Genomic DNA, 24608 nt, shown 5'->3' on the forward strand with positions numbered 1-24608 from the left:
ACAAGTCCGGCAATGTTCGATAAGCTAAGCGAAGGATTTTGGCCTGTACATCGCAGATCAGAGGCCGATAATGCCGAATTCGCGGGGTGTAGCCAAGGGGGTGCCCGAGTGTGGCCAAGTAATGAAGTCTTCTTGCAGATTGGCGGCGTTCTCTGGAGCGTGCTGGTCGCAATAGAGCTAGCGGTTCGCTACTTCATGATCGGCATCGTTCCGGGCAACCGGCGCCCCACCACCGCCATGGCATGGCTATTGGCTATCTTCTTCCTGCCCGTTGTGGGACTTGTCGCATACTGGCTTTTCGCCAATCCGCACCTGTCGCGCCGCCGCTTGGAAAAGCAGCGGCGTGCGCACGATGAAATCATGAAGGCCACGAGCCACATGCAGCTGCCCGAAGAATTCCATTCCCAGGAGGAATGGGTCGAATCGGCAGTCATGCTCAACCGCAATCTTGGTGCCATGCCGCTGGAAGGCGGCAACCAGGTAGAGGTCATTTCCGATTACCGGGCTTCGCTCGATGCCATGCGCAAGGAAATCGATAACGCCACCCGCTATGTGCACATCCAGTTCTACATCATGGGCGATGACCCGGATTATGTTGGACCGGTACTCGATGCGCTGGAAGCGGCCGCGGAGCGCGGCGTGCACGTCCGGTTGCTCTTCGACCACCTGGGAACCTTGCGCGTCAAGGGCTACAAGGATTTCAAGAAGCGGCTGAAGAAATCCGGTATCAACTGGCGCCCGATGCTGCCCATCGACCTGATCGGCCGTCGTTGGCGCCGCCCGGATCTGCGCAACCACCGCAAGATCCTCGTTGTTGATGGCGAGGTGGCCTTCACCGGAAGCCAGAACCTGATTGAACCCGGCTACAAGCGCGAGTCCTCGCATAAGGTGGGCCGCGAATGGGTTGAAATGATGCTCCGGGTCGAAGGTCCGCTGGTGCGCAGCCTCGACGTCACTTTCGCTACCGACTGGTGGCAGGAGGACGACGACCAGGAAGTGCTGATGGACATGGCCGAGGCCCGCCACCCGCTGGCCTATGAGGAACGTCCCGGTTCCACCCTGGCGCAGCTGCTGCCCAGCGGCCCCGGATACGGTACCGAGAACAACCTCAGGCTGTTCAATACGCTGATCTATTCTGCCTCCGAACGCCTGGAAATCACCAGCCCCTACTTCGTTCCAGACGATTCGCTGCTCTATGCCATCACCACTGCCGCCCAGCGCGGAGTAGAAGTGGAATTGTATGTTTGCGAAGAGGGCGACCAGTTCCTGGTGCACCACGCGCAGCAGTCCTACTACCAGCAGCTGCTGGAAGCCGGCGTGCGCATTCACCGCTACCCGGCACCGATGGTGCTGCATACCAAGTGCTTCACCGTGGATAACGACGTGGCCGTGGTGGGATCCTCGAATATGGACATGCGCTCATTCAGCCTGAACATGGAAATTTCCGTGATGCTGCTGGGCAAGGAAATGGTCGATGCGGTTAACCAGGTGCAGAACCACTACCGCGGGATTTCCTCGGAAATCACCCTCTCGCAGTGGCGCCGCCGTCCTCGCATGCAACGCTGGATCGACAATGTGGCTCGCTTGACGGCCACCTTGCAATAATTCAGTTGGCTTAAGTGTCTTGCGGGAAACTGGCGCCCAGTGCTTGAAGCACGCCGCGGGATTTGGTGATGACCTCGTCCCACTCTTCAGCGGGCACCGAATCAGCGGTGATTGCCCCGCCAAGGCCCAGGCTCAACCGCCATGACTGGTCAGCTAGCCGGTCGCACACCAGGGTTCGGATCACCACGGAGAAATCGGCGGCACCATCAGCACCCAGATACCCCACGGCCCCGGAGTACAGGCCGCGGGCACGGTGCTCTTCGAGCTCATCCAAGATGCTCATCGTGGACAGCTTCGGTGCACCGGTCATGGAGCCCGGCGGGAAAGCTTCGCGCAGGGCTTCGGCGGCCAGCTGCGGGGCGGATAGCGTGGCGTCGATGGTGGAGACCATCTGGTGCACTGTCGCGTAGGTTTCCACCGCGCACAGCCGGGCAACCTTCACCGACCCGGGAACCGCATGGTGCGACAGGTCGTTGCGCAACAGGTCAACGATCATGATGTTCTCGGCCCGGTCCTTGGGATGGGTGGCCAGATCATGCTTCAACGCGAGATCTGATTCTTCATTTTCGCCACGCGGCCGGGTGCCCTTGATCGGCTCGGCCCGCAACTGCCCGTCCTTGGACAGCGCGAGGAACCGTTCCGGTGAAATGCTGGCGATTTGGAGATCAGTGAAACGCAGGTAGTGGGCAAACGGTGCAGGGCTGGAGCGGCGCATCCGGCAGTAGGCCTCGAACGGATCGAACAGTTCGGCATGGGCCGTCAGTTCGGTAGTCAGGCAAACTTCGTAGGTGTTGCCTTCATAGATCTCGCGTTGGGCCTGGCGTATCTTCTGCTTGTAGCCGGCTTCGGTATCCGCGCAGCTGAACTGCGGGATAGGCAACGGGTGGTGGGCGCGCAGTTCTGGAGGATTGCCCAACCGGATGCTCAGCGCTGCTGCCGGTTCGCTAATGCTGTGCAGATGCATCTGGCCTTCTTGATGGTCAATGACCACCACGGTATCCGGCGCAAAGAACTGGGCATCGGGGCGCACCCGCCCGGGTTCAACCACTGCCTGCAGATCCGCGGCGCCGAGCTCGCGCTTGAGCTCATAACCGAGGTACCCCACCCATGCCGGCAGCGGGTAGCCGACTTTAGCGGTGGTTCCGGCAGGCCAGAGGCCTGCCAGCGCGCGGAAGAAATCCTCGCCCAGCCGTACTTGCGCTCCGGGCAAGCTGACGGTGGTGCCGTGGCTGGTGGCGCTCAGTACCGGGGGCTGTTCTGCCGCCGAAAGCGCGATCACCGAGTAGCGGTTGCGTCCCAACGGGTCGCTGAGCTTATGGCTTGTTGATTCCAGTAGTGCGGCATGCGGAAGGGACCGGGCCAGTTCCTCGAAGAGTGACGCCGTATCGGCTGGCGCCTCGTAGCTCTGGCGGAAGGTTGGGGCAGTGGGGGACTGGTCGGAAGGGAGGCAAAGCTGGCGCATCATGGCCGGCAGGTAGCGGCAGGAACGCGCCCAGATCTCGATGGGGTCGTGGTCGCCAGCGGCATCAATGATCAGGGTTGCTGCGGCGTGCGGCTGATGGGCCAGCAGGTACCGTTCCTCTTGTTCGGCCCACATCTGCCAGTACGGACGGTAGGCCTGTCCATCGCGTGCCAGCGCCCGGTCGCGGCGGAAGCTTTCGGGTGCTTCCAGCCAGATCCCGATATCGAGGAATTCTCGGGCGTCGGAATGGATCGCTCCTACGCCTTCGATGATCACTACCTCGGCCGGAGTGAAGCTCTTGGATGCGCCAAGGGCACCCGCGGCCCAATCCCAGGTGGGGTAGGTGATCGTGTTGCCTGCTGCGAGCTGAGGCAGGATCCGGTGGTAGAGATCGAAGGACCGGTGCAGCCCGTCCCAACCGTGGTAGAGCTCTTCAAGGCGCAAAATAGCTACGGAGGCGGTGGCTTCCAGGTATTTCGCTAGGTCTGTTGCAAAGGTGCTTTTGCCGGATCCGGAACGCCCGTCAATGGCAATCAGCGTTGGTCTAGCGGTTTCCACGAGAGGCGATGTTACTCCGCACGTAATCTACAAGGGCAGGCAGGGAAGCAGAAATGAGTTTCCAGGTCTCGCGGAAGTCTCCGGCATCACCGTACCAGGGGTCATAGATGCCCTGCTGGTCGTGCGGGGAGCTCGCGGTTCCCGGATCAAAGGAACGGAACATCCGCAGTTGCGGACGTTCGCTCGGATCGATTTCGGCCAATTCGGGAACGAGTTCCTCGAAGTGGTCGGTGTCCATCGCCAGTACGAGATCCATCTTGGCGATTTCGTCCGAGTCGATCTGGGCGGCAATGTGCTCAGATGCATCAAGGCCATGGCTGCGCAGGGTACTGGCAGCACGCTCATCGATGCGCTTGCCGACTTCACCGTCGGTGATGGCTCGCGATATGACCTCGACCTGCGAGACCTCGGCATCCTTGAGCGCATTCTTGAGCATGTACTCGGCCATAGGCGAACGGCAAATATTTCCCGTGCACACGATCATTATCCGGAACATGGCATCAGTCTATGGGCACAAGGCGATTCGATCGATAGCTACGCGCCCGTTTCCCGGCAACAAATCGGCAACGATTCGGAAATTGGCCCGGGAATCGGTTCACGGCTAGGAGTTCTACGGCAAGAGCGGGGCGAAAATGCTAGTGCATGAGCAGCAGGAGCGCGGCGACCAGGATGAACAGTACGCCGAAGAGGACGTTCAGCAGCTTGGCGCCGCGGTAGGTCGCGGTGAAGCGCTGGAAGGTGCGGGCCGTGCCGGCAAAGAAGAAGAACATCACCGCGATGTCCACCACGATGACCGTGCCGATGAAGATGGCATATTGCGCCAGGAGCGGCTGATCGGTGCGGATGAACTGCGGGGTGAAAGCCAAGAAGAAGACGATGGCCTTCGGATTGAGCAGGTTGACCAGGATGCCCCGGTTGAGCATGGACCAGCGGGTCAGACGGTGCCCGGTGCTGGTTCCATCGGAGGCGACCTCCGGCTTGGAAAGCAGCATGCGGATACCGAGATACACCAGATAGGCAGCGCCTGCGTAGCGGATGATGGCGAACAGCAACGGCGAGCTGGCCACGAGCAAACCGACTCCTGCGGCAACGATCACCACGTGGATCAGCAAGGCGATCTGCTGCCCGAGCACGCCCCAAATGGAAGCACGCCAGCCTTGGCGCATTGAATTGCTCATCGTGTTGATGGCTCCGGCGCCGGGGGTGAAGCTGATGACGATGCAGGCGCTGAGAAGGGATATCCAGAGTGAAAGGGTCACTGCTTAAGGCTAGTGTCCGTCGCGCTCTTGGCTGGTTTCGTTGCCCGCTGTGTTACGACTTCTTCGCGCGCGCTGTCCACGCCGGCGACGGCTTCTGCCATGAAGCGGGCTATGACCTGCAGCTGCTGCTCGTCGTAGTGGCTGATCACTTCCCGCATTTTGGCACCTAGCGGCATGAACATTTCCATGCCCTTGCCGCGGGCTTTGGGTGTCATGGCGATGCGGATGACACGGCGATCCCGGTCCGAGCGCTGGCGCTCGATCATTCCCAGTTTTTCCAGGCGGTCGAGCATGGCGGTGGTAGCCGGGGAACTCAGTTGCAGGTCGCGGCTCAGGTCGCGCGGGGAAGGCAGAAGGCTGCGCTGCTCGTATTTCATGATGATCGACAGCGCATTCATATCCGTACGGTGCGTTGCGTAAAGTGCTCCGGTGGACTCAACGTAGCGGTCCGAGGCTTGGCCGAATTCCTGCAGGAGCATGACCAAATTGTGCTGTTCTCTTGCGCTCATAGGCGCAATCCTAGTCGGAAAAGCATTTAATAGCCTGGGAAGTATTTCTACGATGGAAGTAAGTCTTGTAGTATGGCATTCGGATCGCCCTTTGATCCACCGCCAGCAATCATGAGTGAGGACGGATCAGTGGCGCATGTAGCGAAAACCGACCAGCCATCGGGCAAGAAGCGATTGGACAAGAAGGGTATCGGCATCAGGGCAGGAATCTACGCCCTGCTGATCATCCTCTGGCTGGGTGTAGCAGGAATCGGCGGCCCGACCTTCGGCAAGCTTTCCGAGGTCCAGACCAACGACCAGACCTCCTTCCTCCCGGCCACCGCCGAAGCAACCGAAGCCCTGGAATGGCAGAATAAATTCCGCTCCACCGAAGCAATCCCAGCGGTGGTCCTGCTCACCAGCGATGGCGAGGTCAGCAAGGAAACTGCTGGAGGGATCGGCGAGGCGCTGAAGGACTTCACGCATCTGGACGGGCAGATCACCGGGCCCTTCCTCTCCGAAGACGGCAAGGCCGCTGAATTCATCGTTCCGGTCTCCGGCGAGGTGGAGGCCGATACCGGAGTCGAAGAGCTGCGTTCGCTCCTGGCCGCCGAGAAGCCCGAAGGTACCACCGCCTATGTCACTGGGCCGGCAGGCTTCAGCGCCGACCTGGTCGAGGCCTTCGGCGGCATCGACGGCGTGCTGCTGGGCGTGGCCCTGGTAGCTGTGCTGGTGATCCTGCTGCTGGTCTACCGTTCGATCCTGCTTCCCTTCACGGTGCTGCTCACCTCGGTCGTCGCGCTGTGCGCGGCAATTGTCGCGGTGTACTTCATGGCATTCGAAGGCTGGATCCGGCTCGACGGCCAGGCCCAGGGCATCTTGTCCATCCTGGTCATCGGTGCGGCTACCGACTACTCGCTGCTGTTCGTGGCCAGGCACAAGGAAGCGCTCATGGCCGGCCAGGACAAGTGGCAGGCCGTGGCTTCCGCATGGAAAGGCTCGCTGGAACCGATTGTCGCTTCGGGCGGCACCGTGACGGTGGGCCTGCTGTGCCTGCTGTTCTCCGATTTGAACTCCAATAAGGCACTGGGACCCATTGGCGCCTCGGGCATCATCTTCTCGATCATTGCCGCGTTGACGTTCCTGCCGGCGGTGCTCGGCTTGCTGGGACGGGCCGCTTACTGGCCCTTCCCGCCCAAGCCGGTGGCCGTGGACGCCCAAGGCCAGGAGAAGGAAGGCCTGTGGGGCCGCATTGCGCGGTTCGTTGCCAGCCATCCGCGCCCGATCTGGATCATCACCGCTCTGGTTCTCGCCGTGGGAGCGCTGGGCATGACCCAGCTCAAGGCCCATGGCGTGCCGCAGAGCGAGCTGGTGGTAGGCGGTTCGGAGTCGCGTGACGGGCAGATCGCCCTGGGCGAGCACTTCCCTGGCGGCACGGGATCCCCGGCCACGGTGATTGTCGATGAAGCCGAAGCGCAGACGGCCCTGGAAAAGGCCCTTGATGTCTCCGGCGTGGATTCGGCCTACTTGCAGGCTGAAGACGGCGGACCGGCCATGGCCGCCCGCGGGGCCGAGCCAATGAGCGTCGATGGCCGCAACCTGATGTCGGTGACGCTGGCCGATGCAGCGGACTCGGATGCCGCCAAGCAGACCGTGGTCGAGCTGCGCGAGCAGCTGCATGCGGTCGACGCCGACGCGCTGGTCGGCGGCACCACTGCGACCCAGCTCGATACCAACGAGACGGCCATCGCGGATCTGTTCAAGATCATTCCGATTACCCTCCTGGCCATTTTGCTGATCTTGATGCTGCTTCTGCGTTCCATTCTGGCTCCGGTGCTGCTGATCCTGACCACCGTGCTGTCCTACGGCACGGCGATGGGTGTCAGTGCGCTGGTCTTCAACAATGTCTTCGGCTACGTGGGTGCCGATCCATCCGTACCGCTGTTCGGCTTTGTCTTCCTGGTGGCGCTGGGCGTTGACTACAACATCTTCTTGATGACCCGTGTGCGCGAGGAATCCTTGAAGCGCGGAACCCGTGAGGGCATGCGGGTGGGCTTGAAGGTCACCGGCGGCGTGATTACCTCCGCCGGCGTGGTGCTTGCCGCTACCTTCGCCGCACTGGGTGTGGTGCCAATCATGTTCCTGGGCCAGTTGGGCTTCATCGTGGCCTTCGGGGTGCTCTTGGATACCTTCGTCGTGCGAAGCCTGCTGGTGCCGGCGCTGGTCGAAGAAATCGGACCAAAGGTCTGGTGGCCCTCGAAATTGGCGAAGAAGGAATTCGAGCTGAATTAGGCAGCGCGGCGGCCTGTCCCGGGAGCCCTAGTGGTGAACGTCTCCCGGGGCAGCAGTGCAAAGCGGGGCCGCTCACAGACGGGCCCCGCTTTCGCACTGTAGTATGGGTACTTGTGCGTCACCGGAAAATTCTGTGGCGCATGCGTCGACAGTTTAGATTTCCCTCCTGTGGATCGCCCGGAAAACCTCCGCCGGTCCACTTTTGGCAGCAGGCCTTCCTTGGCCTTGCATGTTGCGGACTTCCTCCTGGCTCGGCGAAACCCAACGCCTGAAGCAGGCGTGCGAATCAGAGAGAAAGTTTGAATATGTCCGTAACTTTTAGCGCCCTCGGCGTGCCCGAATACCTGTCGAAGGTCCTTGCTGCCAGCGGGATCGAAGCCGCTTTCCCGATCCAGGAAGCCACCTTGCCGTCGACCTTGGCCGGCGGCGACGTCCTGGGCCGCGGCCAGACCGGCTCCGGCAAGACCTTGGCCTTCTCGCTGCCCCTGGTAGCTCGGCTGGCAGATCGCCCACAGCGCCGCAAGGCCCGTTTCCCACGCGCGCTGATCATGGCTCCAACCCGTGAACTGGCGACCCAGATTGCCAAGACCGTTGACCCGCTGGCAAAGGCCGCAGGCCTGCGTACCACCGTGATCTACGGTGGTGTGGCCCAGAGCCGCCAGGAAAAGGCCATGAACGAGGGCGTGGACATTGTCATCGCCTGCCCGGGCCGCCTGGATGACCTGATCAAGCAGAAGGTCGTGGACCTGTCCCAGCTGGAAATCTCCGTGCTGGATGAAGCCGACCACATGGCCGATATGGGCTTCCTGCCTGTAGTTCGCCGCATCATGGACCGCATGCCAACCGGCATCCAGCACATGCTGTTCTCCGCTACCTTGGACAACGGTGTGGACAAGGTGGTCAAGCGCTACCTGAGCAACCCGACCATTCACTCGGTGGATGCACCCAAGGCCGCTGTGAACACCATGGAGCACCACGTCTTCGTCATCGGCAACGATGATAAGAAGGACCTGATCCGCGTTCTGGCCCAGGGCACTGCCCGTCGCATCATGTTCATGCGCACCAAGCACCACGCCAAGAAGATGGCGCTTACCCTGTCCAAGGCTGGCGTTCCGGCGGTAGACCTGCACGGTAACCTCTCGCAGAATGCCCGTGACCGCAACCTTGCTGCTTTTGCTTCAGGCGAGGCGAAGGTTCTTGTCGCCACCGACGTAGCCGCTCGTGGCGTGCACGTTGATGGTGTGGAGCTGGTTGTCCACGTTGATCCACCAGCAGAGCACAAGGCCTACACCCACCGCTCCGGCCGTACCGCACGTGCGGGTTCGGATGGAACTGTAGTGACCATCTGCACCCCTGATCAGCAGGGCGACGTTTCGACTTTGCTGAAGCAGGCCGGACTGAAGGTGCCTTTCGAAAAGGTCAACCTGAATTCTCCGGTTGTGGCCAAGGTCGTCGGCGAAGTTGCCGAGCCGGTTGCCTACGTTGCTCCGGTTCAGCAGAAGCGCAATCCTGCCAAGAGCAAGCCTGCCGGTGAAGGTGCCGGCCGCGGTGGCCGCGGCCAGCGCCCGGCGCGTGGCGCCAAGCCAGCTGCCGAAGCCCAGGGCCGTGGCGGCGAACGCCGCCGTACGGAACGTGACGGCGCTAGCCAGGGCGAGCGTCCAGCGCGCAGCGCCCGCGGTGCGAACTCCGACCGTCCAGCCCGCGGCGCACGAGGTGCCAACGCTGAACGCCCGTCGAGCCCTTCGCGCTCACCGCGAACCGGCGGCCGCAATGCCGCTGGCGGTGCAACCGGTGGCCGTTCGCGTGGCCCGCGTCGCGCATCGAGCCCAGCTGGTCGTGGCAACTAGGCGCTGGCACTAATCCTTGCGGAGTACTCCCTCGCATCCATCCCAATGGATGCGGGGGAGTTTTGCGTTATACCCGGGAAATTGCGCGTCAAAAGTTTAGCTCCGCTGATTGATCCCTCCTCGACTAGGCGATACATAGGATTGAAGCAACGAGTCGCCGATTAACCTTCACCGCTTCAGGAGCACCAGCCATGATTGAATCCCTGCAGAACTTCGCCGCGTCCTTCCCAGAGCCACTGCAATTCTTGGCTGTTGCTTTGCTAGCTGCCATTCCGCTGATCGAGTCCTACTTTGGTTCGGCCATTGGCGTGGTCATCGGTGTTCCGGTGGTTGCTGCCATCGCCACCGCCGTGATCGGCAACGTGATTTCCATGCTGTTGTTCGTCAACAGCGCCCACGCCGTGCGCAACAAGGTTCGCAAGGGCAAGGACTCGGAGAAGAAGGAACGCAAGTTCGAGAAGCTGCGCCGAGCTTTCGATAAATACGGCATTGCCGGGGTGAGCCTTCTGGGGCAGACCATCCTGCCTTCGCAGGTGACCTCGGCTGCCTTGGTCTCCTTCGGCGCCAATAAGCAGAAGGTGATCATCTGGCAGATCATCTCGATTATCTTGTGGGGCACCGCGTTTGGCGTTCTGGCTGCCCGGGGAATTAGCCTGATGGGCTAACCGGAACTCGCTGAAAGCGAACAAGCCGTCCTCGAACCAACGAGGACGGCTTGCTTTCCAGTGGCTATGGAATGCCAAGGGATTACTTGCGGCGTCCAAAAGCAAAATAGGCGATGGGGCCAAGGAAATTGATCATGCTGGCCGCTGCCCATGCCGGCTTTGGACCCTTGACTTGTTCGGCAGGGCGCTTGTGCAAATCCCGCAGTGCCGCAACCATCAAGGTCAGCTCGGCAATTGCCGCAGAGGCGACCGCGATCTTTCCGCCCGGTGGCAGATCCTGGAACTTGCGCTTCGTTTCCATGAGGTGGCTCCTAGCTGCCGCTTTTCCCGCCCGCTGGAAGCGTTGAAAGCGGATGAACGAAAAATTTTTTCAGGACGGGAATTATTCTCTCACCACCGCAGTTGAAATGAGCAGAACGCAAAGTTGAGTCACCTTCGCTCAAGTTGATTTGACAGCCGAAAGTGGCTGAGTAAACTTGAGTGCAGAACGCTCAATGAGGATAAATGTCCTCAGCGTTAGTACTTTCAACCAAGGCAAAGGAGAGTCATTATGTCGCGTGCCGTAGGTATCGACCTAGGAACCACCAACTCCGTCGTTTCCGTGCTCGAAGGTGGTGAGCCAACCGTTATCGCAAACGCGGAAGGCAACCGCACTACCCCGTCGATCGTTGCTTTCTCGAAGAGCGGCGAAGTCCTGGTTGGCGATATCGCCAAGCGCCAGGCCGTCAACAACATCGACCGCACCATCGCATCGGTCAAGCGTCACATGGGTACCGACTGGACCATTGACGTTGACGAGAAGAAGTACACCGCTCAGGAAATCTCGGCTCGTACCCTGATGAAGCTGAAGAACGACGCTGAGTCGTACCTGGGCGAGAAGGTCACCGACGCGGTGATCACCGTTCCTGCATACTTCAACGACGCAGAGCGCCAGGCCACCAAGGAAGCTGGCGAGATCGCCGGCCTGAACGTCCTGCGCATCGTCAACGAGCCAACCGCAGCTGCGCTGGCTTACGGCCTGGAAAAGGGCCAGGAAGACGAGCTCATCCTGGTCTTCGACCTCGGTGGCGGCACCTTCGACGTTTCCCTGCTGGAAGTCGGCAAGGACGACGACGGCTTCTCGACCATCCAGGTCCGCTCTACCGCAGGCGATAACCGCCTGGGCGGCGACGACTGGGATCAGCGCATCGTGGATTGGCTGCTGGCCCAGGCCAAGGCCAAGGGCGCGGACCTGTCCAAGGACAAGATCGCGCTGCAGCGCCTGAAGGAATCTGCTGAGCAGGCCAAGAAGGAACTGTCCTCGGCTACCAGCACCAACATCTCGCTGCAGTACCTCTCGGTGACCCCGGAAGGCCCAGTGCACCTGGACGAGCACCTCTCGCGTGCCAAGTTCCAGGACCTGACCAAGGACCTGCTGGAGCGCACCCGCAAGCCATTCAACGACGTCATCGCCGAGGCAGGCGTCAAGGTTTCGGACATCGCCCACGTGATCCTGGTTGGCGGTTCCACCCGCATGCCAGCCGTTGCCGAACTGGTCAAGGACCTGGCCGGCAAGGAAGCGAACAAGGGCGTGAACCCAGATGAGGTTGTCGCCGTGGGCGCAGCGCTGCAGGCAGGCGTGCTGAAGGGCGAGCGCAAGGACGTTCTGCTCATCGACGTCACCCCACTGTCCTTGGGTATCGAGACCAAGGGCGGCGTGATGACCAAGCTGATCGAGCGCAACACCGCGATCCCGACCAAGCGTTCGGAGACCTTCACCACCGCCGAGGACAACCAGCCTTCGGTATCCATCCAGGTCTTCCAGGGCGAGCGCGAGTTCACCCGCGACAACAAGGCGCTGGGCACCTTCGAGCTGACCGGTATCGCACCGGCTCCTCGCGGCATCCCGCAGGTTGAGGTCACCTTCGACATCGACGCCAACGGCATCGTGCACGTATCCGCCAAGGACAAGGGCACCGGCACCGAGCAGTCGATGACCATCACCGGTGGTTCCTCGCTGTCCAAGGAAGACATCGAGCGCATGGTCCAGGAAGCTGAAGCACACGCCGAAGAAGACAAGGCACGCCGCGAGGCCGCTGAGACCCGTAACGCCGCTGAGCAGGCTGCCTACTCCGTAGACAAGCTGATCAAGGACAACGAAGACAAGCTGCCTGAAGAGGTCAAGACCGAGGTCCAGGCTGACGTCGACGCCCTGAAGGCTGCCCTGGAGAAGCAGGACAACGACGACGAGGTCAAGGCCGCGTTCGAGAAGCTGCAGGCATCGCAGACCAAGCTGGGCGAGGCAATCTACGCCAACGCGCAGGCCGAGGGCGCCCAGGCTCCTGAGGGCGAGCAGGCACCGAACGCTGATGAAGACATCGTCGACGCCGAGGTCATCGACGAAGACGAAGCCGACAAGAAGTAAGGAGTTTAGGAATATGTCCGAGGCAAAGGACCAGAACGAGAACTCCGGCCAGGAGCCGGAGAACCAGCCAGAGGCCGCCAACGAGCAGCCAACCGCTGACGCCCTGGGTCAGGCCGAGGCGATCCTGAACGAAGCTGCTGCTGGCGCTGAAGCCGATTCGGCGCAGCCGGAAGAGGCCGGTGCGGTGGAAACCGAACTGCGCAACGACCTGCTGCGCCTGCAGGCCGAATACGTCAACTACCGCAAGCGCGTGGAACGCGACCGGGCCGTAGCGCGTGAAAACGCCGTGCAGTCCGTGCTCAACACCCTGCTTCCGGTGCTTGACGACATCGATGCGGCGCGAGCCCACGGCGACCTCGCCGACGGCCCGTTCGCATCGATCGCCAACAAGCTGGATGGAATTCTGGCTCAGCATGGCCTGGAGCGCATCAACGAGGCCGGCGTGGAATTCGACCCGAACATCCACGAAGCCCTGCTTCGCCAGGCTGTTGACGAGATTCCAGCCGACCACGTGGGACAGGTGCTGCGCACCGGTTACCGCAAGGGAACCATCATCCTGCGTGCAGCTCAGGTGCTGGTAGCAACCGGCGAATAGCCACGAATAGCACAATCGATACTGCCCACTGCCGAGTCTTCGACAGTGGGCAGTGTCGAATTGGCACTGAAAGGATGGGGCCCTGATGGCAAGTCAGGACTGGATCGAAAAAGACTTTTACGCCATTCTGGGCGTCTCCAAGGACGCCAGCGAGGCGGACATCAAGAAGGCGTACCGCAAGCTTGCGCGCAAGTACCACCCGGATACCAACCAGGGTGATGCGGCCGCTGAAAAGAAATTCAAGGACATCTCCGAAGCCAACTCGGTGCTTTCGGACAAGGAAGAGCGCGAGCAGTACGACGCGATCCGCGCCATGGGCGGCGGAGCGCGATTCTCTGCTGGTGGCGGACCGGGCGGCCCCGGCGGGCAAGCCGGCTTCGAGGACATCTTCTCCAACCTCTTCGGAGGCGGCGGAGCGGGCCCACGTGGCCGCGGCGGGCAGCCGGACTTCTCCGACCTCTTCGGTGGTGGCGGCGGTTTCGGTGGCGGCGGCTTCGGCCAGAGCGCACCACCGCGCAAGGGTGCTGACCGCACGGCGAGCACCACGATTTCCTTCTCCGGATCAATTAAGGGCACCACCATTGGCCTGCGCGAGCAGAATGGCGAGGTCATTGACGTGCGCATACCGGCGGGCATCAAGGATGGCCAGTCGGTGCGCGTGCGCGGCAAGGGCCAGCCTGGTGCTGCCGGCAACGGCGACCTGCTGGTCAAGGTCAAGGTCAGCGAGCACCCGTTCTTCAAGCGCGAAGAGAACAACATCCGCATCCACGTGCCGGTGACCTTCGCTGAAGCGGTGCTTGGAGCAAAGATCCACGTACCGACCCTGGACGGGGATTCCGTTGCGGTGAAGGTTCCCGCTGGATCCAACTCCGGGCGCACCTTGCGTCTGAAGGGCCGCGGCGTGAAGACCTCCAAGGCCACCGGCGATCTGCTGATCGTCCTGGATGTCGCGATTCCGCAGAACCTCTCGGATGCTGCAAAGAAGGCCGTGGAGGACTTCGCATCAGCCACCGAGGGCGAGGATCCACGAGTGGATTTGGCTGCCAAAGCCAAGCTCTGAACCCAATAGGCTGTCTTCCCTGCCCCGTCATCGAATTGGCTGGGCAGGGAAGATAGACTCGAAGGCAATAGGGACCGAATCCAAGGTCCTTGCAGAAAGGTGGTAGAAGCAACGTGAACGGGGAGTACCTGCGACCTGTCTTCGTCATTTCCGTCGCCGCGCAACTTGCAGACATGCATCCGCAGACGCTGCGCCAGTATGACCGCATTGGTTTGGTTTCGCCCAGCCGCCAGAGCGGAAAGCAACGCCGCTACTCGCAGCGCGACGTATCACTGTTGCGCCAGGTGCAGGCCCTGAGCAAGGAAGGCGTCTCGCTCGAGGGCATCAAGCGCATCCTGGACCTGCAAGATCAAGTCGCCTATCTGCAAACCGAAGTCAATGGGCTTCGCCAAGAACTTTCCGCCGTACGCCAGGGCCAATCTCGCATCTTCGCTGCGGGCACCGCTGGAGGCGACATCGTTTCGTTGGCTAGGGGCATGCGCCCTGAACGCCGTGAACCGACCGTGACGCTGTTTACCGCGCGCCGCGCTATCGGACGCTAGATCCGTCCGTGCCGGGCCAAGCGCGCTTCCAATTGGGTGCGCGCGGCAGGCCATTCGTGCGGGAGTATTGAGAACACCACCGTATCGCGCAGGGTGCCGCTCTTTGGATCATATTTGTGATTGCGCAGCACGCCATCCTGCTTAGCGCCGAGCCGTGCAATCGCGGCGCGTGAAGCGGCATTGTGCCAGTGCGTGCAGAAAGCCACTGAATAGCAATCCAGTTCCTCGAAAGCCCGGCGCAGCAGCATGAACTTGGCAGCTGGATTGATCCCGGTGCCTTGGGCTGGCATGGCCAGGAACGTTGAGCCGATTTCCACGCGGTGATTTGCCGCGTCGATATTCAAGTAAGTCGTGGCCCCCACCGCTTTGCCGGTGGACAGGTCGATGATCGCAAAGGGAGCCATCTCGCCAGTTTCCTGCAATGCCAAGCGGCGCTGGATATCCAAGCGCATGGATTCGGCCGATGGAGTGGTAGCAAACCACGCTTCATCCAACTGGCCGTTGGCTGCGAGCTGGATCAGATCCGGGGCGTGGTCCATTGACAATTGTTCTAGCCGCACCCCGGCATAGTCCATTCTCGGAGCTTGGGCGTAGTGCAGACTTTGCGCAGAAGAAGAGGCCATGGAATCCATCCTAGGGATTCCATGGCCTCTTCAATGCTTTATTTCGGCGACTAGCCGATGCGGGTGTACGCCAGATCGAAGACCAGACGACCAGCCTTGAGCGCCTTGCCTTCGAAGCTGGTCAGGATCCGGCGCTCGAAACGCGGGGCCCAGCCACCCTGGGCATCTGTGAATTCTGGCTCGGGGTCGAAGCCTTCCATGCCCTCGCGGCGCACCTTGGTCAGGTTGCTCTCAGTGCCGGACAGATTGCCATGATGCTGGTTCTCGAAGTCCGGATGGGCTTCGAGGACTTCGCGCATTTGCTCGGCGTAGTTGGACCAGTCGGTGGCCAAGCGCAGGGTGCCTCCCGGCTTGAGCACGCGGGAGACCTTGTCCAGGAACGAGGCCTTGATCAGGCGACGCTTATGGTGGCGCGGCTTGTGCCATGGATCTGAGAAGAAGATCCAGATCTCATCGGCGCTGTTCTCGTCCAGCATGACATCCAGAACCTCTGGGGCATTGGCCTGCACTGCGCGGACGTTGGTGATGCCGAAAGACTCGACCTTCAGCATCAGCTGGGCCAGGCCCGGACGGTAGACCTCAACGGCGAGGTAGTTGCGCTCGGGATCATCCTTGGCGGCGTTGGCGATGCATTCGCCCAGGCCGGTGCCGATCTCCACGATCAGCGGTGCGGTGCGTCCGAAAGCCTCGGCAGGATCGAGCTGGAAGTCATCGGCAACCGAAGTGTCGGCGATCTTGCGGGGCGGCTCAATGACGTACTGATCGGCATTGCGCTCCCAGGCGCTGGCACGGCGGCCCTGCAGGCGGTTGCCGCGGCGCACGAAGGATACCGGCTCGGCACGGAAAAGGTCTGGGTTCCTAGGGGCAGTGCCGTGGGCTGGGCGCTGCTGCTCGCTCGATTCGCTCATGATGATTAATCCTATCCGAGCAAGCTGCTTCGATGCTTGCCGAACGGTAGGGGATTGGACACCCCTAGAAGAAAATCGGGGGGATCCCCGATGGAGTAAAACAGGCAAAAGACAGAGAATATAACCATGACTGATTTAGTGCGCGGTATTCTCAACATTATTTGGCTGCTTTTCGGCGGCCTGTGGCTGGCCTTGGGCTACGTGTTGGCAGGCATCATCTGCTGCGTGCTGATCGTGACCATTCCATTCGGCATCGCCTCGTTCCGCATTGCCGGCTATGCGCTGTGGCCGTTTGGCCGCACCGTGGTCGACAACGGCCCGGTAGGCGCGTTCTCCACCCTGGGCAACATCATCTGGATCATTTTTGCTGGTATCTGGATTGCCGTTGGGCACGTGGTAACCGCGATCCCGATGTTCATTTCGATTATCGGCATCCCGCTGGGGATCGCAAACTTGAAGATGATCCCGGTTTCCCTGATGCCTCTGGGCAAGGTCATTGTGCCTTCGGACTATTTCATCGGCGGTGTTCGCCGCTAGGCTGCGCCAAGACAGCGAATGGCTGCCAACCCTTGATGGGGTTGGCAGCCATTCGCTTTATGTACGAACCTGATCAGCTCTTGAGGTACTCATCGTGCTGGCGGTGCGCTTCGGCGACCTCGACACGGATCTTGTCCACGTCCTTGGCCTTGTCGCGGTACTTCTTTTCCATGGTTTTCACATACGCTTCTTCCTCCACCAAGGCGCGGTAGATGCGTTCGCGTTCGACCGCGTCCGAGGTGTAGCTCAGGTCGTTGTAGCTGTTGGCATGGCGGCGCAGGTTGCCGATGGCAGTCTGGGCCTTGCCTGCCTTGCTGAACAGCGAAGCGAGAATTGTCAGCACCAGGACGCCGATAATGACGCTCAGCGACAGGCCGGTGCTGATTTCAATGACCATCACGTGCTCACCATCATTGATGAATGGCAAGTTGTTCTCGTGTAGTGCATGCAGGATCAGCTTCACGCCGATGAATGCCAGGATTGCTGCCAACCCGTAGGACAGGTAGATCAAGCGGTCCAGCAATCCGTCGAGCAGGAAGTAGAGCTGGCGCAGTCCCATGAGCGAGAAGGCGGTAGCCGTGAACACGATGTAGACGTTCTGGGTGAGTCCGAAGATCGCAGGGATGGAATCCAGAGCGAAGAGAATATCGGTACCGCCGATGGCCACCATGACCAGGAGCATCGGAGTCAGGACCTTCTTGCCATCGATCTTGGTGAACAGCTTGTCGCCGTCATAGTTGTCGGTAGTGTGGAATAGCTTCTTGGCGATCCGGATGATGAAGTTGTTGGCCTCATCGGATTCGTCATCCTTCTTCAGCAGGTTGCCTGCGGTCAACAGCAGGATCAGGCCGAACAGGTAAAAGACCCAAGCGAACTGGTTGATCAGCGCCGCGCCGACAAAGATGAAGGCGGTACGTGCGATCAGCGAGAAGACGATGCCGAAGAGCAGGACTTTCTGCTGGTCTTCGCGGGGTACGCGGAAGCTGGCGATGATAATCAGGAAGACGAACAGGTTGTCGACCGACAGGGCCTTCTCGGTAATGTAGCCGGCAAAGTACTCGGCACCCATGTCGATTCCGCCGAAGACCAGCACCAGCACACCGAAAACGAGGGCCAAGCCAACATAGATGCTGGACCAGATCGCTGCTTCACGCAGCGATGGAACGTGGGCCTTGCGGATGTGGAAGAAATAGTCGAAGGCCAGAAGGGCGAGAATCACGACAATCGTGATGCCCCAAATCATAGGGGAAACTCCCATAGGGATTCCTGCTTTCGTAAGTAGCGCGCGAACGCATCTGAGTAAGTCTCTTCACCGACCCCGGGGCTGGCCGCAAAACCCGGCAGGACCATGAAGTCCTGCGTATTGACGGATTCAACGATTATGAATACTCCCTTACGTTCTACCAGCTTATCCTGATGCGATGCTTCTGGAAAAATCTTGGTCCGTGGATGTCATGATGATCTGTAATGTACTTTGTCTTTGTGCAGTTGGGTAGGCGTCAATAGCAATTCGAAGAATGCACTTTGCTTGGAGCAACGTGGGCTAGGGGCAGGAACTAGGCGCTGCTAGAGCGACTTGTGCATCTTGATGCTGGTGGTTTCATATCCAAGCGATTCATAGAGGCCGCGAGCGCTCTGGTTGAATCCGAACACATTCAGCCCCAGGGTACGTGCGCCGTGGGCACGGGCGTATTCTTCGGCCAAATTCATGGCCTGGCGTCCGAACCCCTTGCCGCGGTGCCCGGGGTCGACAACTATGTCCCAAACCCACCATGAAGCCGGATCGCCTGAGGTGTCGTGGCCGATCCAGACATAGCCCACATCGCCGAAAATGCCATGCTCCAGGGTGAATACCGCATTGGTGCAACTTGGCAATCCGGTGGGAAAGGCCCGGGTCATGGCCCGGTCTGCATCTTCCTGCGCCTTGTGCTGGGAACTGCCAGCGGCAACAAGGTCCGATACGTACTCGGCGGTACTTCGTGCCATCCACGAATGGAATTCTTCAGCGGGAAGCGGGTGGAGTTCTAATGGCATGCCCGGAGTCTACCGGTTGAGGGCGGCACGCTATTTCCGCGCGGCCAGGATTTGTTCACGCAGGATATCTGCGTGTCCGCAATGCTGTGCCAGTTCACGCAGCATATGCAGCTGGATCCAGCGCAGCGGCAGCGGTCCACGCCGGTTGCCTGAGAAGACGTCATCTCCTGTTTTGCCTTCGACTGCTTGATGCGACAGTTCGATGGCTTGGGCATATTCGTGCCGAATCGAATCGATGGTGTCGGAAGCCTCCAAGTCGAATGATTTGCTGGGCGAAGAGGCAATGCCCAGCTCTGCACGGCTCCGGCCGGTGGCTGCTTCACCGAACCAGACCCGTTCCACGAAGATCGCATGTTTCACCAGCCCGAGCAGCGTGGTCTTGGATTCAACCAACTTCAATCTGGCTTCGGCTTCACTCAGTCCGCCGGTGCAGGAAAGCAGCATCTGCCGGTGCTGATCGATGAAAACTTGGACCATATCATCGTGGGTCAGTGAAAAAATGTCTTTGGAATCCGGGTTGGCCATGCCTTATCTTAAGTCGGCAAATCGTCAGTGACAAGGTATTTTGCCTCTGGGGCAAGTGAAATGGAAAATCTTTCGAAAATCTTGCTCTAGCTGGAATACGAAGAGTGCGAGTAGAGTTGAGTTAAGTACACTCAAGTTTATGGGTTCACCCAATTAGAGAAAGGATGCGCGTGGACACCAAACTCACCACTAAGAGCCAAGAAGCCCTCTCGGCTTCCGGGATGAACGCTTCAACCGCAGGCAATCCGCAGATTGAACCTGCGCACCTGCTGAAGGCCTTGCTGGACCAGCGCGACTCCGTCGCAGTCGCCCTCCTGAAGACCGCCGGATTGGATGTCGACGCGCTTTCGATCAAGGCAAGCGCTGTCATCAACGCATTGCCTTCCAGCTCCGGCAGTTCAGTGGCCCAAGCCCAGTACTCCCGACAGCTGCTGCAGGTTGTGAGCAACGCCCAAGCGGCTGCCGCAGAAATGGGGGACACCTATGTCTCCACCGAGCACCTGCTTATCGCCTTGGCATCAGACCAGACCAAGGCCGGCGACGCGTTGCGCGAATTCGGGGCCACCCGCGAACTGCTGGTGGGCACCTTGCCCACCATCCGCGGCGACCGCAAGGTCGATAATCCGGATCCGGAGGCCACCTTCCAGTCCCTGGAGAAGTTCGGCACCGACATGACCGCCCTGGCGCGCTCGGGCAAGCTGGATCCAGTCATCGGCCGCGACCGCGAGATCCGCCGCGTGGTCCAGGTGCTCTCCCGCCGAACCAAGAACAACCCCGTGCTGATCGGCGAGCCAGGCGTTGGCAAAACCGCTGTAGTTGAGGGGCTTGCCCAGCGCATGATCGCGGGCGACGTGCCGGAATCCCTGCGTGGCAAGACCCTGATCTCGCTGGATCTGGGCGCCATGGTCGCCGGCGCCAAGTACCGTGGCGAATTCGAAGAGCGGCTGAAGTCGGTATTGGAAGAGATCAAGGCTTCGGACGGCCAGATTGTCACCTTCATTGACGAGATCCACACCGTGGTCGGCGCCGGAGCCTCCGAAGGCGCCATGGACGCGGGGAACATGCTCAAGCCAATGCTCGCCCGCGGCGAGTTGCGCTTGATTGGTGCTACTACCTTGGACGAGTACCGCGAGAACATCGAGAAGGATCCCGCCCTGGAACGCCGCTTCGCACAGGTGTATGTCGGTGAGCCCAGCGTGGATGACACCATTGCCATCCTGCGTGGGTTGAAGGAGCGCTACGAGGCGCACCACAAGGTTTCCATTGCGGACTCCGCCTTGGTGGCAGCATCCACGCTGTCCAACAGGTACATCTCCGGCCGCCAGCTGCCAGACAAGGCCATCGACCTGGTCGATGAGGCCGCTAGCCGCCTGCGCATGGAGATCGACTCGGCTCCGGAGGAAATCGATGAGCTGCGCCGCGAGGTGGACCGGCTGACCATGGAGGAGCTGGCGCTGTCCGATGAAACGGATCCAGCTTCGGTGGAACGCCTGGATGCGCTGCGCAAGGACATGGCCGACAAGAAGGAACAGCTGGACGCGCTGAACTCCCAGTGGGAAGCCGAGAAGGCTGGCTTGAACCGCGTCGGCGACCTGAAGGTCAGGCTCGACGAATTACGCAGCCAGGCCGACAAGGCCCAGCGCGAGGGCGACCTGGAGCAGGCCTCTCGCCTGCTCTACGGGGAGATCCCAACGCTGCAGCAGGAACTGGATGCGGCGGCAGCTGCCGAAGCCGATAAGGCCGATACGCACACCATGGTTGCCGAGGAAGTCACCGCGGATGACATTGCAGAAGTCATCTCGGCGTGGACCGGTATTCCGGCCGGGCGCATGCTGCAGGGCGAAAGCCAGAAGTTGCTGGATATGGAAGAAATCATCGGGCAGCGCCTGATGGGGCAGAAGCAGGCTATTGCCGCTGTCTCTGACGCCGTTCGCCGTACCCGCGCCGGCATTGCCGACCCGAACCGGCCTACCGGATCCTTCCTGTTCCTGGGTCCTACCGGTGTCGGCAAGACCGAGTTGGCCAAGTCCCTGGCTGACTTCCTCTTCGATGATCCACGGGCGATGGTGCGGATCGACATGTCCGAATACTCGGAGAAGCATGCGGTTTCGCGCCTGGTCGGTGCCCCTCCGGGCTACGTAGGGTATGAAGAGGGCGGGCAGCTGACCGAAGCTGTGCGCCGCCGCCCGTACTCGGTGATTCTGCTGGACGAGGTGGAAAAGGCGCATCCGGAAGTATTCGATATCCTGCTGCAGGTGCTCGATGACGGGCGGCTGACCGATGGCCAAGGCCGCACCGTGGACTTCAGGAATACCATTCTGATCCTCACCTCGAATCTGGGTTCCCAGTTCCTGGTGGACCAGAGCATGGAAGACGAGGCCAAGAAGTCAGCGGTGATGAGCGTGGTCAATGCATCGTTCAAGCCGGAGTTCTTGAACCGTCTCGATGAGGTCATCCTCTTCGACCCATTGAGCATCGAAGAGCTGGGCAGCATCGTCAAGCTGCAGATCGACCTGCTCGCACAGCGCTTGGCCGACCGCCGCTTGAACCTGGAGGTGGATCAGGCCGCCAGCGATTGGCTGGCCCTGACCGGTTACGATCCTGCCTACGGCGCTCGTCCGCTGCGCCGCCTGGTGCAGCGCGAGATCGGAGACCGGCTGGCCAAGGAGATCCTGGCTGGAACGGTGCAGGACGGGGATACTGTAGGGGTCACCCTGGACGAAGTTGGCGACAAGCTCAAAGTTGCCAAGAAGGCCTAGGAGCCTGGCAATGGCGAGGGCGTGAACGGATGGAATCCCGTTCATGCCCTCGCCATTTTTCCTGAACGCAGACTTAGCTGTCGGTGGTCTCCTGTGCCTTGGACGGCTCCTCTTCGGAGTTCTCCGATTCTCCATCCGTAGAGCCCTCTGGCAGCAATGAGTTGCGGACGTCGCCCTCGGACAGGCTCAGGAAGCACGAAACGGTGCGGTCGCCCTGGCCCCAGGTGCTCTCCGAGGGACGCGAGAAGTGATAGGTCCAGGTGGAGTCCAGCCCTGCACGAGGATCCAGTGACACCGATTTGCACAGGTCTTCGGATTGGGTGAGCAGCACGTTGGCTCCCGGGTACTCCTCGCCAGTGACCTGGAAGATGCCGATCAGTTGGGCATTGTGGGAGGAATCACAGGTTACGACCGTCTGCGGATCCAGTGGTGAATTGAATCCGCGCAGGCAGTCGCCTTGCTCCAACTGGGTTGGAGGCATCTCGGTGGCAACAATGCCGTCGAGGCCTGGATTCTCGTTGCGCTCCACGTTGTTCGCAGTTGGCGAAGCAGGGGGATCCACTAGTCTCAACACCACGAAAACCACTGCCGCGGCCAGTGCGAGAACGGCGACAATCATCAAGGCCCATTGGGCACTTTGACGCTTGGGCTTCTCCGGTTCTGGCTGCAATGGCGGCAAAGCCGCCTGCGGCTCGGGCAGATTGTTTTCCACCACCTGTTGAGCTCCTTCGTGGTTGGGTCGGGCGATCGCTCGCCGGCTCAATACATAGTCGTTGGACTAATCGACAGTCTAGCGGTTTCGGAGGGTGTTGCATTCAGCGCTCGCCGGTGAATCGTGTTAACCTTTAATTACGAAAGAACTGATCACATATTCGGGGGCCTTCATCTTTTCAAGGTGGACCACCTCCCGACTCTACTGAAAAGAGGGGGTCACGCCATGGGGCGCGGCCGTCAAAAGGCTAAAGCACAGCGTCAGGCGCGAGATATCAAGTACTACTCGCCGTCCACTGACCTTTCGGCACTTGAACGCGAGTTGGGCGTTCAGTCCGATCATCATGCTCAGAACACTGAGCGTAATGATTCATCGTATGACGAAGAATATTCGGAATACGACGAGCTGACTAAGAAGTACTCGGGAGATGACGAAGACGAGTAGCCTCGTCTTCTGACGCCGGGAGTCCTTGGCTCAGAGTGCCACACCTTAAGCATTGAGTGGTACAGCTCTTCAGTACATTTTGCGACAAGCCGCAGCGACTAAGCTAAATTAGCTTTTAGTCGTTGCGGCCTTTGTCGTGCCCAGTAATTGTTAGGTGGAACGTGAGCACTCCAGAAGAGCTATCCATCCAGATGGCGCATCATTCGGCCATCCGGTCGATGCAGCGCATTGTCGAGCAGCAGGCACCTGAATCCCCGGAAGCTGAAGCGCGTGCCGGGGTGCGCCAAATGCTTTCCGCTGGCGGGGTCCTGGTGGTCACCGGAGCCGGTGTTTCTACCGATTCCGGAATCCCCGACTACCGGGGACCCAACGGTTCATTGCAGCGCCACCGGCCGATGACCTATCAAGAATTCCGATTCCGTCCTGAAGCCCGGCAGCGCTATTGGGCCCGTGGCTACGTCGGCTGGCGCCATATGGACAAAGCCGAGCCTAACCACATTCACCAGCGCTTGGTGCAGTGGGAAGAGCACGGGAAACTCAGTGGAATCATTACGCAGAACGTTGACGGGCTGCACCAGCAGGCCGGATCCAAACGGGTCATTCCGGTCCATGGCGACTTGTCGATCGTCCGCTGCCTGGACTGCGGGTACAGCGAGAACCGCAATGACTTTGATCTGCGCCTGCAGGCGGCCAACGAAGGCTATTTGGAAGCCGTGGAAATCGACCCCAGCGCGGTGAACCCCGATGGGGATGTGGAGCTGCCCCAGTATCTGGTTGACCGGTTCAACATGGTGGCCTGCTTGAGCTGCGGCTCGCTGGCCCTGAAGCCTGATGTGGTGTATTTCGGCGAGAACGTTCCGGTTGAACGCAAGGAACGCATTGCGGCACTGGAAGCGGAATCCACATCGCTCTTGGTGCTGGGCTCCTCCCTTGCAGTGATGAGCGGGTACAAGATCCTGTTGAACTTCGTCAAGCGGGATTTGCCGGTGGCGCTGATTACCAACGGCCACGTCCGCGGTGAACAAAAAGCAACCTGGCGCTGGCGTGTGCCTTTGGAGCACGCCCTGAAGCAACTGGACTAGCAGGCCGGTATTTCGTCCCGCAAGGGACACCAATGAAGCGTGCCAAATGCTGCTCTGGGCACTTAGCCCGGCAGGAAGCTCGCACTGGTGCAGCACCACCGGCAGCATTGCCTGGCGCCTGGAAGCCGGGCAAGAGGGCTCCGGTCAACCCTGCATCCCCATTCGCATGGCGATGGCGTTAAAGAACCGATGCGCCGCACTGGGATC

Annotated in this window: 23 protein-coding genes; 12 read left to right on the forward strand and 11 right to left on the reverse strand. The window is 60.5% G+C overall.

The genetic code is table 11. The features are described from left to right. Window positions 1-108 precede the first annotated feature (108 nt). On the forward strand, window positions 109-1605 hold the full coding sequence (cls, locus tag AC1Z36_RS07250) for a cardiolipin synthase (RefSeq protein ID WP_286134130.1): 1497 nt from the start codon (window positions 109-111) through the stop codon (window positions 1603-1605). A gap of 10 nt (window positions 1606-1615) precedes the next feature. Here cls and AC1Z36_RS07255 read toward each other — a convergent pair whose 3' ends face one another. The 4 genes from AC1Z36_RS07255 to AC1Z36_RS07270 form a co-directional block, all read right to left on the reverse strand. Beyond that, window positions 1616-3625: a chorismate-binding protein gene (locus tag AC1Z36_RS07255; protein ID WP_483561888.1), complete on the reverse strand. Its 2010-nt coding sequence runs from the start codon at window positions 3623-3625 to the stop codon at window positions 1616-1618. Continuing rightward, window positions 3612-4121, reverse strand: a complete 510-nt coding sequence (locus AC1Z36_RS07260) for a low molecular weight protein-tyrosine-phosphatase (RefSeq protein WP_105657007.1) — start codon at window positions 4119-4121, stop codon at window positions 3612-3614. The genes AC1Z36_RS07255 and AC1Z36_RS07260 overlap by 14 nt, the downstream gene beginning before the upstream one ends. A gap of 139 nt (window positions 4122-4260) precedes the next feature. Then, window positions 4261-4884, reverse strand: coding sequence for a LysE family transporter (locus AC1Z36_RS07265; RefSeq protein ID WP_105657006.1), 624 nt, complete (start codon window positions 4882-4884; stop codon window positions 4261-4263). Then, complete coding sequence (locus AC1Z36_RS07270) at window positions 4881-5393, reverse strand: MarR family winged helix-turn-helix transcriptional regulator (protein ID WP_105657005.1); 513 nt, start codon at window positions 5391-5393, stop codon at window positions 4881-4883. Before AC1Z36_RS07270 ends, AC1Z36_RS07265 begins: the two co-directional genes overlap by 4 nt. A 72-nt stretch (window positions 5394-5465) precedes the next feature. On the opposite strand from AC1Z36_RS07270, the gene AC1Z36_RS07275 reads away from it, so the two are divergent. The 3 genes from AC1Z36_RS07275 to AC1Z36_RS07285 all read left to right on the forward strand — a co-directional run bounded on the left by AC1Z36_RS07275 (window position 5466) and on the right by AC1Z36_RS07285 (window position 10176). Beyond that, window positions 5466-7664, forward strand: coding sequence for an MMPL family transporter (locus AC1Z36_RS07275; protein ID WP_483561889.1), 2199 nt, complete (start codon window positions 5466-5468; stop codon window positions 7662-7664). Between the two features lie 305 nt (window positions 7665-7969). Then, window positions 7970-9511, forward strand: coding sequence for a DEAD/DEAH box helicase (locus AC1Z36_RS07280; RefSeq protein WP_133833560.1), 1542 nt, complete (start codon window positions 7970-7972; stop codon window positions 9509-9511). Window positions 9512-9702: 191 nt separating this feature from the next. Next, on the forward strand, window positions 9703-10176 hold the full coding sequence (locus AC1Z36_RS07285; RefSeq protein ID WP_105657003.1) for a small multi-drug export protein: 474 nt from the start codon (window positions 9703-9705) through the stop codon (window positions 10174-10176). An 82-nt stretch (window positions 10177-10258) separates the two neighbouring features. On the opposite strand, the gene AC1Z36_RS07290 is transcribed toward AC1Z36_RS07285, so the two are convergent. After that, a complete protein-coding gene (locus tag AC1Z36_RS07290) occupies window positions 10259-10477 on the reverse strand; it encodes a PLD nuclease N-terminal domain-containing protein (protein ID WP_332730904.1) in 219 nt (72 codons plus the stop codon). Window positions 10478-10726: 249 nt separating this feature from the next. Here AC1Z36_RS07290 and dnaK point away from each other — a divergent pair, with 249 nt between their 5' ends. From dnaK to AC1Z36_RS07310, 4 genes are all read left to right on the forward strand, one after another. Beyond that, on the forward strand, window positions 10727-12580 hold the full coding sequence (gene dnaK, locus AC1Z36_RS07295; RefSeq protein WP_105657001.1) for a molecular chaperone DnaK: 1854 nt from the start codon (window positions 10727-10729) through the stop codon (window positions 12578-12580). A 13-nt stretch (window positions 12581-12593) separates the two neighbouring features. Next, the gene (locus AC1Z36_RS07300; protein ID WP_105657000.1) at window positions 12594-13175 is read left to right on the forward strand and encodes a nucleotide exchange factor GrpE; all 582 of its coding nucleotides are present in this window, start codon (window positions 12594-12596) and stop codon (window positions 13173-13175) included. An 85-nt stretch (window positions 13176-13260) separates the two neighbouring features. After that, window positions 13261-14235: a DnaJ C-terminal domain-containing protein gene (locus tag AC1Z36_RS07305; RefSeq protein ID WP_105656999.1), complete on the forward strand. Its 975-nt coding sequence runs from the start codon at window positions 13261-13263 to the stop codon at window positions 14233-14235. Window positions 14236-14348: 113 nt separating this feature from the next. Next, the gene (locus AC1Z36_RS07310) at window positions 14349-14777 is read left to right on the forward strand and encodes a heat shock protein transcriptional repressor HspR (protein ID WP_105656998.1); all 429 of its coding nucleotides are present in this window, start codon (window positions 14349-14351) and stop codon (window positions 14775-14777) included. Here the strand turns inward: AC1Z36_RS07310 and AC1Z36_RS07315 are convergent. Together AC1Z36_RS07315 and trmB are read right to left on the reverse strand one after the other, a co-directional pair. Then, complete coding sequence (locus AC1Z36_RS07315) at window positions 14774-15400, reverse strand: GNAT family N-acetyltransferase (protein ID WP_400341976.1); 627 nt, start codon at window positions 15398-15400, stop codon at window positions 14774-14776. The genes AC1Z36_RS07310 and AC1Z36_RS07315 overlap by 4 nt on opposite strands. Window positions 15401-15450: 50 nt before the next feature. Then, on the reverse strand, window positions 15451-16308 hold the full coding sequence (gene trmB / locus AC1Z36_RS07320) for a tRNA (guanosine(46)-N7)-methyltransferase TrmB (RefSeq protein WP_133833561.1): 858 nt from the start codon (window positions 16306-16308) through the stop codon (window positions 15451-15453). 126 nt (window positions 16309-16434) lie between these two features. On the opposite strand from trmB, the gene AC1Z36_RS07325 reads away from it, so the two are divergent. Further along, window positions 16435-16845, forward strand: coding sequence for a YccF domain-containing protein (locus tag AC1Z36_RS07325; protein ID WP_105656996.1), 411 nt, complete (start codon window positions 16435-16437; stop codon window positions 16843-16845). Between the two features lie 73 nt (window positions 16846-16918). On the opposite strand, the gene AC1Z36_RS07330 is transcribed toward AC1Z36_RS07325, so the two are convergent. The 3 genes from AC1Z36_RS07330 to AC1Z36_RS07340 form a co-directional block, all read right to left on the reverse strand. Next, window positions 16919-18103, reverse strand: coding sequence for a TerC family protein (locus AC1Z36_RS07330; protein WP_105656995.1), 1185 nt, complete (start codon window positions 18101-18103; stop codon window positions 16919-16921). Between the two features lie 308 nt (window positions 18104-18411). Further along, window positions 18412-18879, reverse strand: coding sequence for a GNAT family N-acetyltransferase (locus AC1Z36_RS07335; RefSeq protein WP_133833562.1), 468 nt, complete (start codon window positions 18877-18879; stop codon window positions 18412-18414). A gap of 30 nt (window positions 18880-18909) precedes the next feature. Next, the gene (locus tag AC1Z36_RS07340; protein WP_133833563.1) at window positions 18910-19404 is read right to left on the reverse strand and encodes a DinB family protein; all 495 of its coding nucleotides are present in this window, start codon (window positions 19402-19404) and stop codon (window positions 18910-18912) included. A gap of 170 nt (window positions 19405-19574) precedes the next feature. On the opposite strand from AC1Z36_RS07340, the gene clpB reads away from it, so the two are divergent. After that, on the forward strand, window positions 19575-22163 hold the full coding sequence (gene clpB, locus AC1Z36_RS07345; RefSeq protein WP_105657087.1) for an ATP-dependent chaperone ClpB: 2589 nt from the start codon (window positions 19575-19577) through the stop codon (window positions 22161-22163). Window positions 22164-22236: 73 nt separating this feature from the next. Here clpB and AC1Z36_RS07350 read toward each other — a convergent pair whose 3' ends face one another. Further along, window positions 22237-22878, reverse strand: a complete 642-nt coding sequence (locus AC1Z36_RS07350; protein ID WP_133833565.1) for a septum formation family protein — start codon at window positions 22876-22878, stop codon at window positions 22237-22239. A gap of 222 nt (window positions 22879-23100) precedes the next feature. On the opposite strand from AC1Z36_RS07350, the gene AC1Z36_RS07355 reads away from it, so the two are divergent. Together AC1Z36_RS07355 and AC1Z36_RS07360 are read left to right on the forward strand one after the other, a co-directional pair. Then, the gene (locus tag AC1Z36_RS07355; protein WP_105657086.1) at window positions 23101-23319 is read left to right on the forward strand and encodes a DUF3073 domain-containing protein; all 219 of its coding nucleotides are present in this window, start codon (window positions 23101-23103) and stop codon (window positions 23317-23319) included. A gap of 191 nt (window positions 23320-23510) precedes the next feature. Further along, window positions 23511-24401, forward strand: a complete 891-nt coding sequence (locus AC1Z36_RS07360) for a Sir2 family NAD-dependent protein deacetylase (protein ID WP_133833708.1) — start codon at window positions 23511-23513, stop codon at window positions 24399-24401. The last annotated feature ends 207 nt before the right edge of the window (window positions 24402-24608 follow it).

The sequence above is a fragment of the Glutamicibacter sp. BS14 genome (assembly GCF_056934375.1).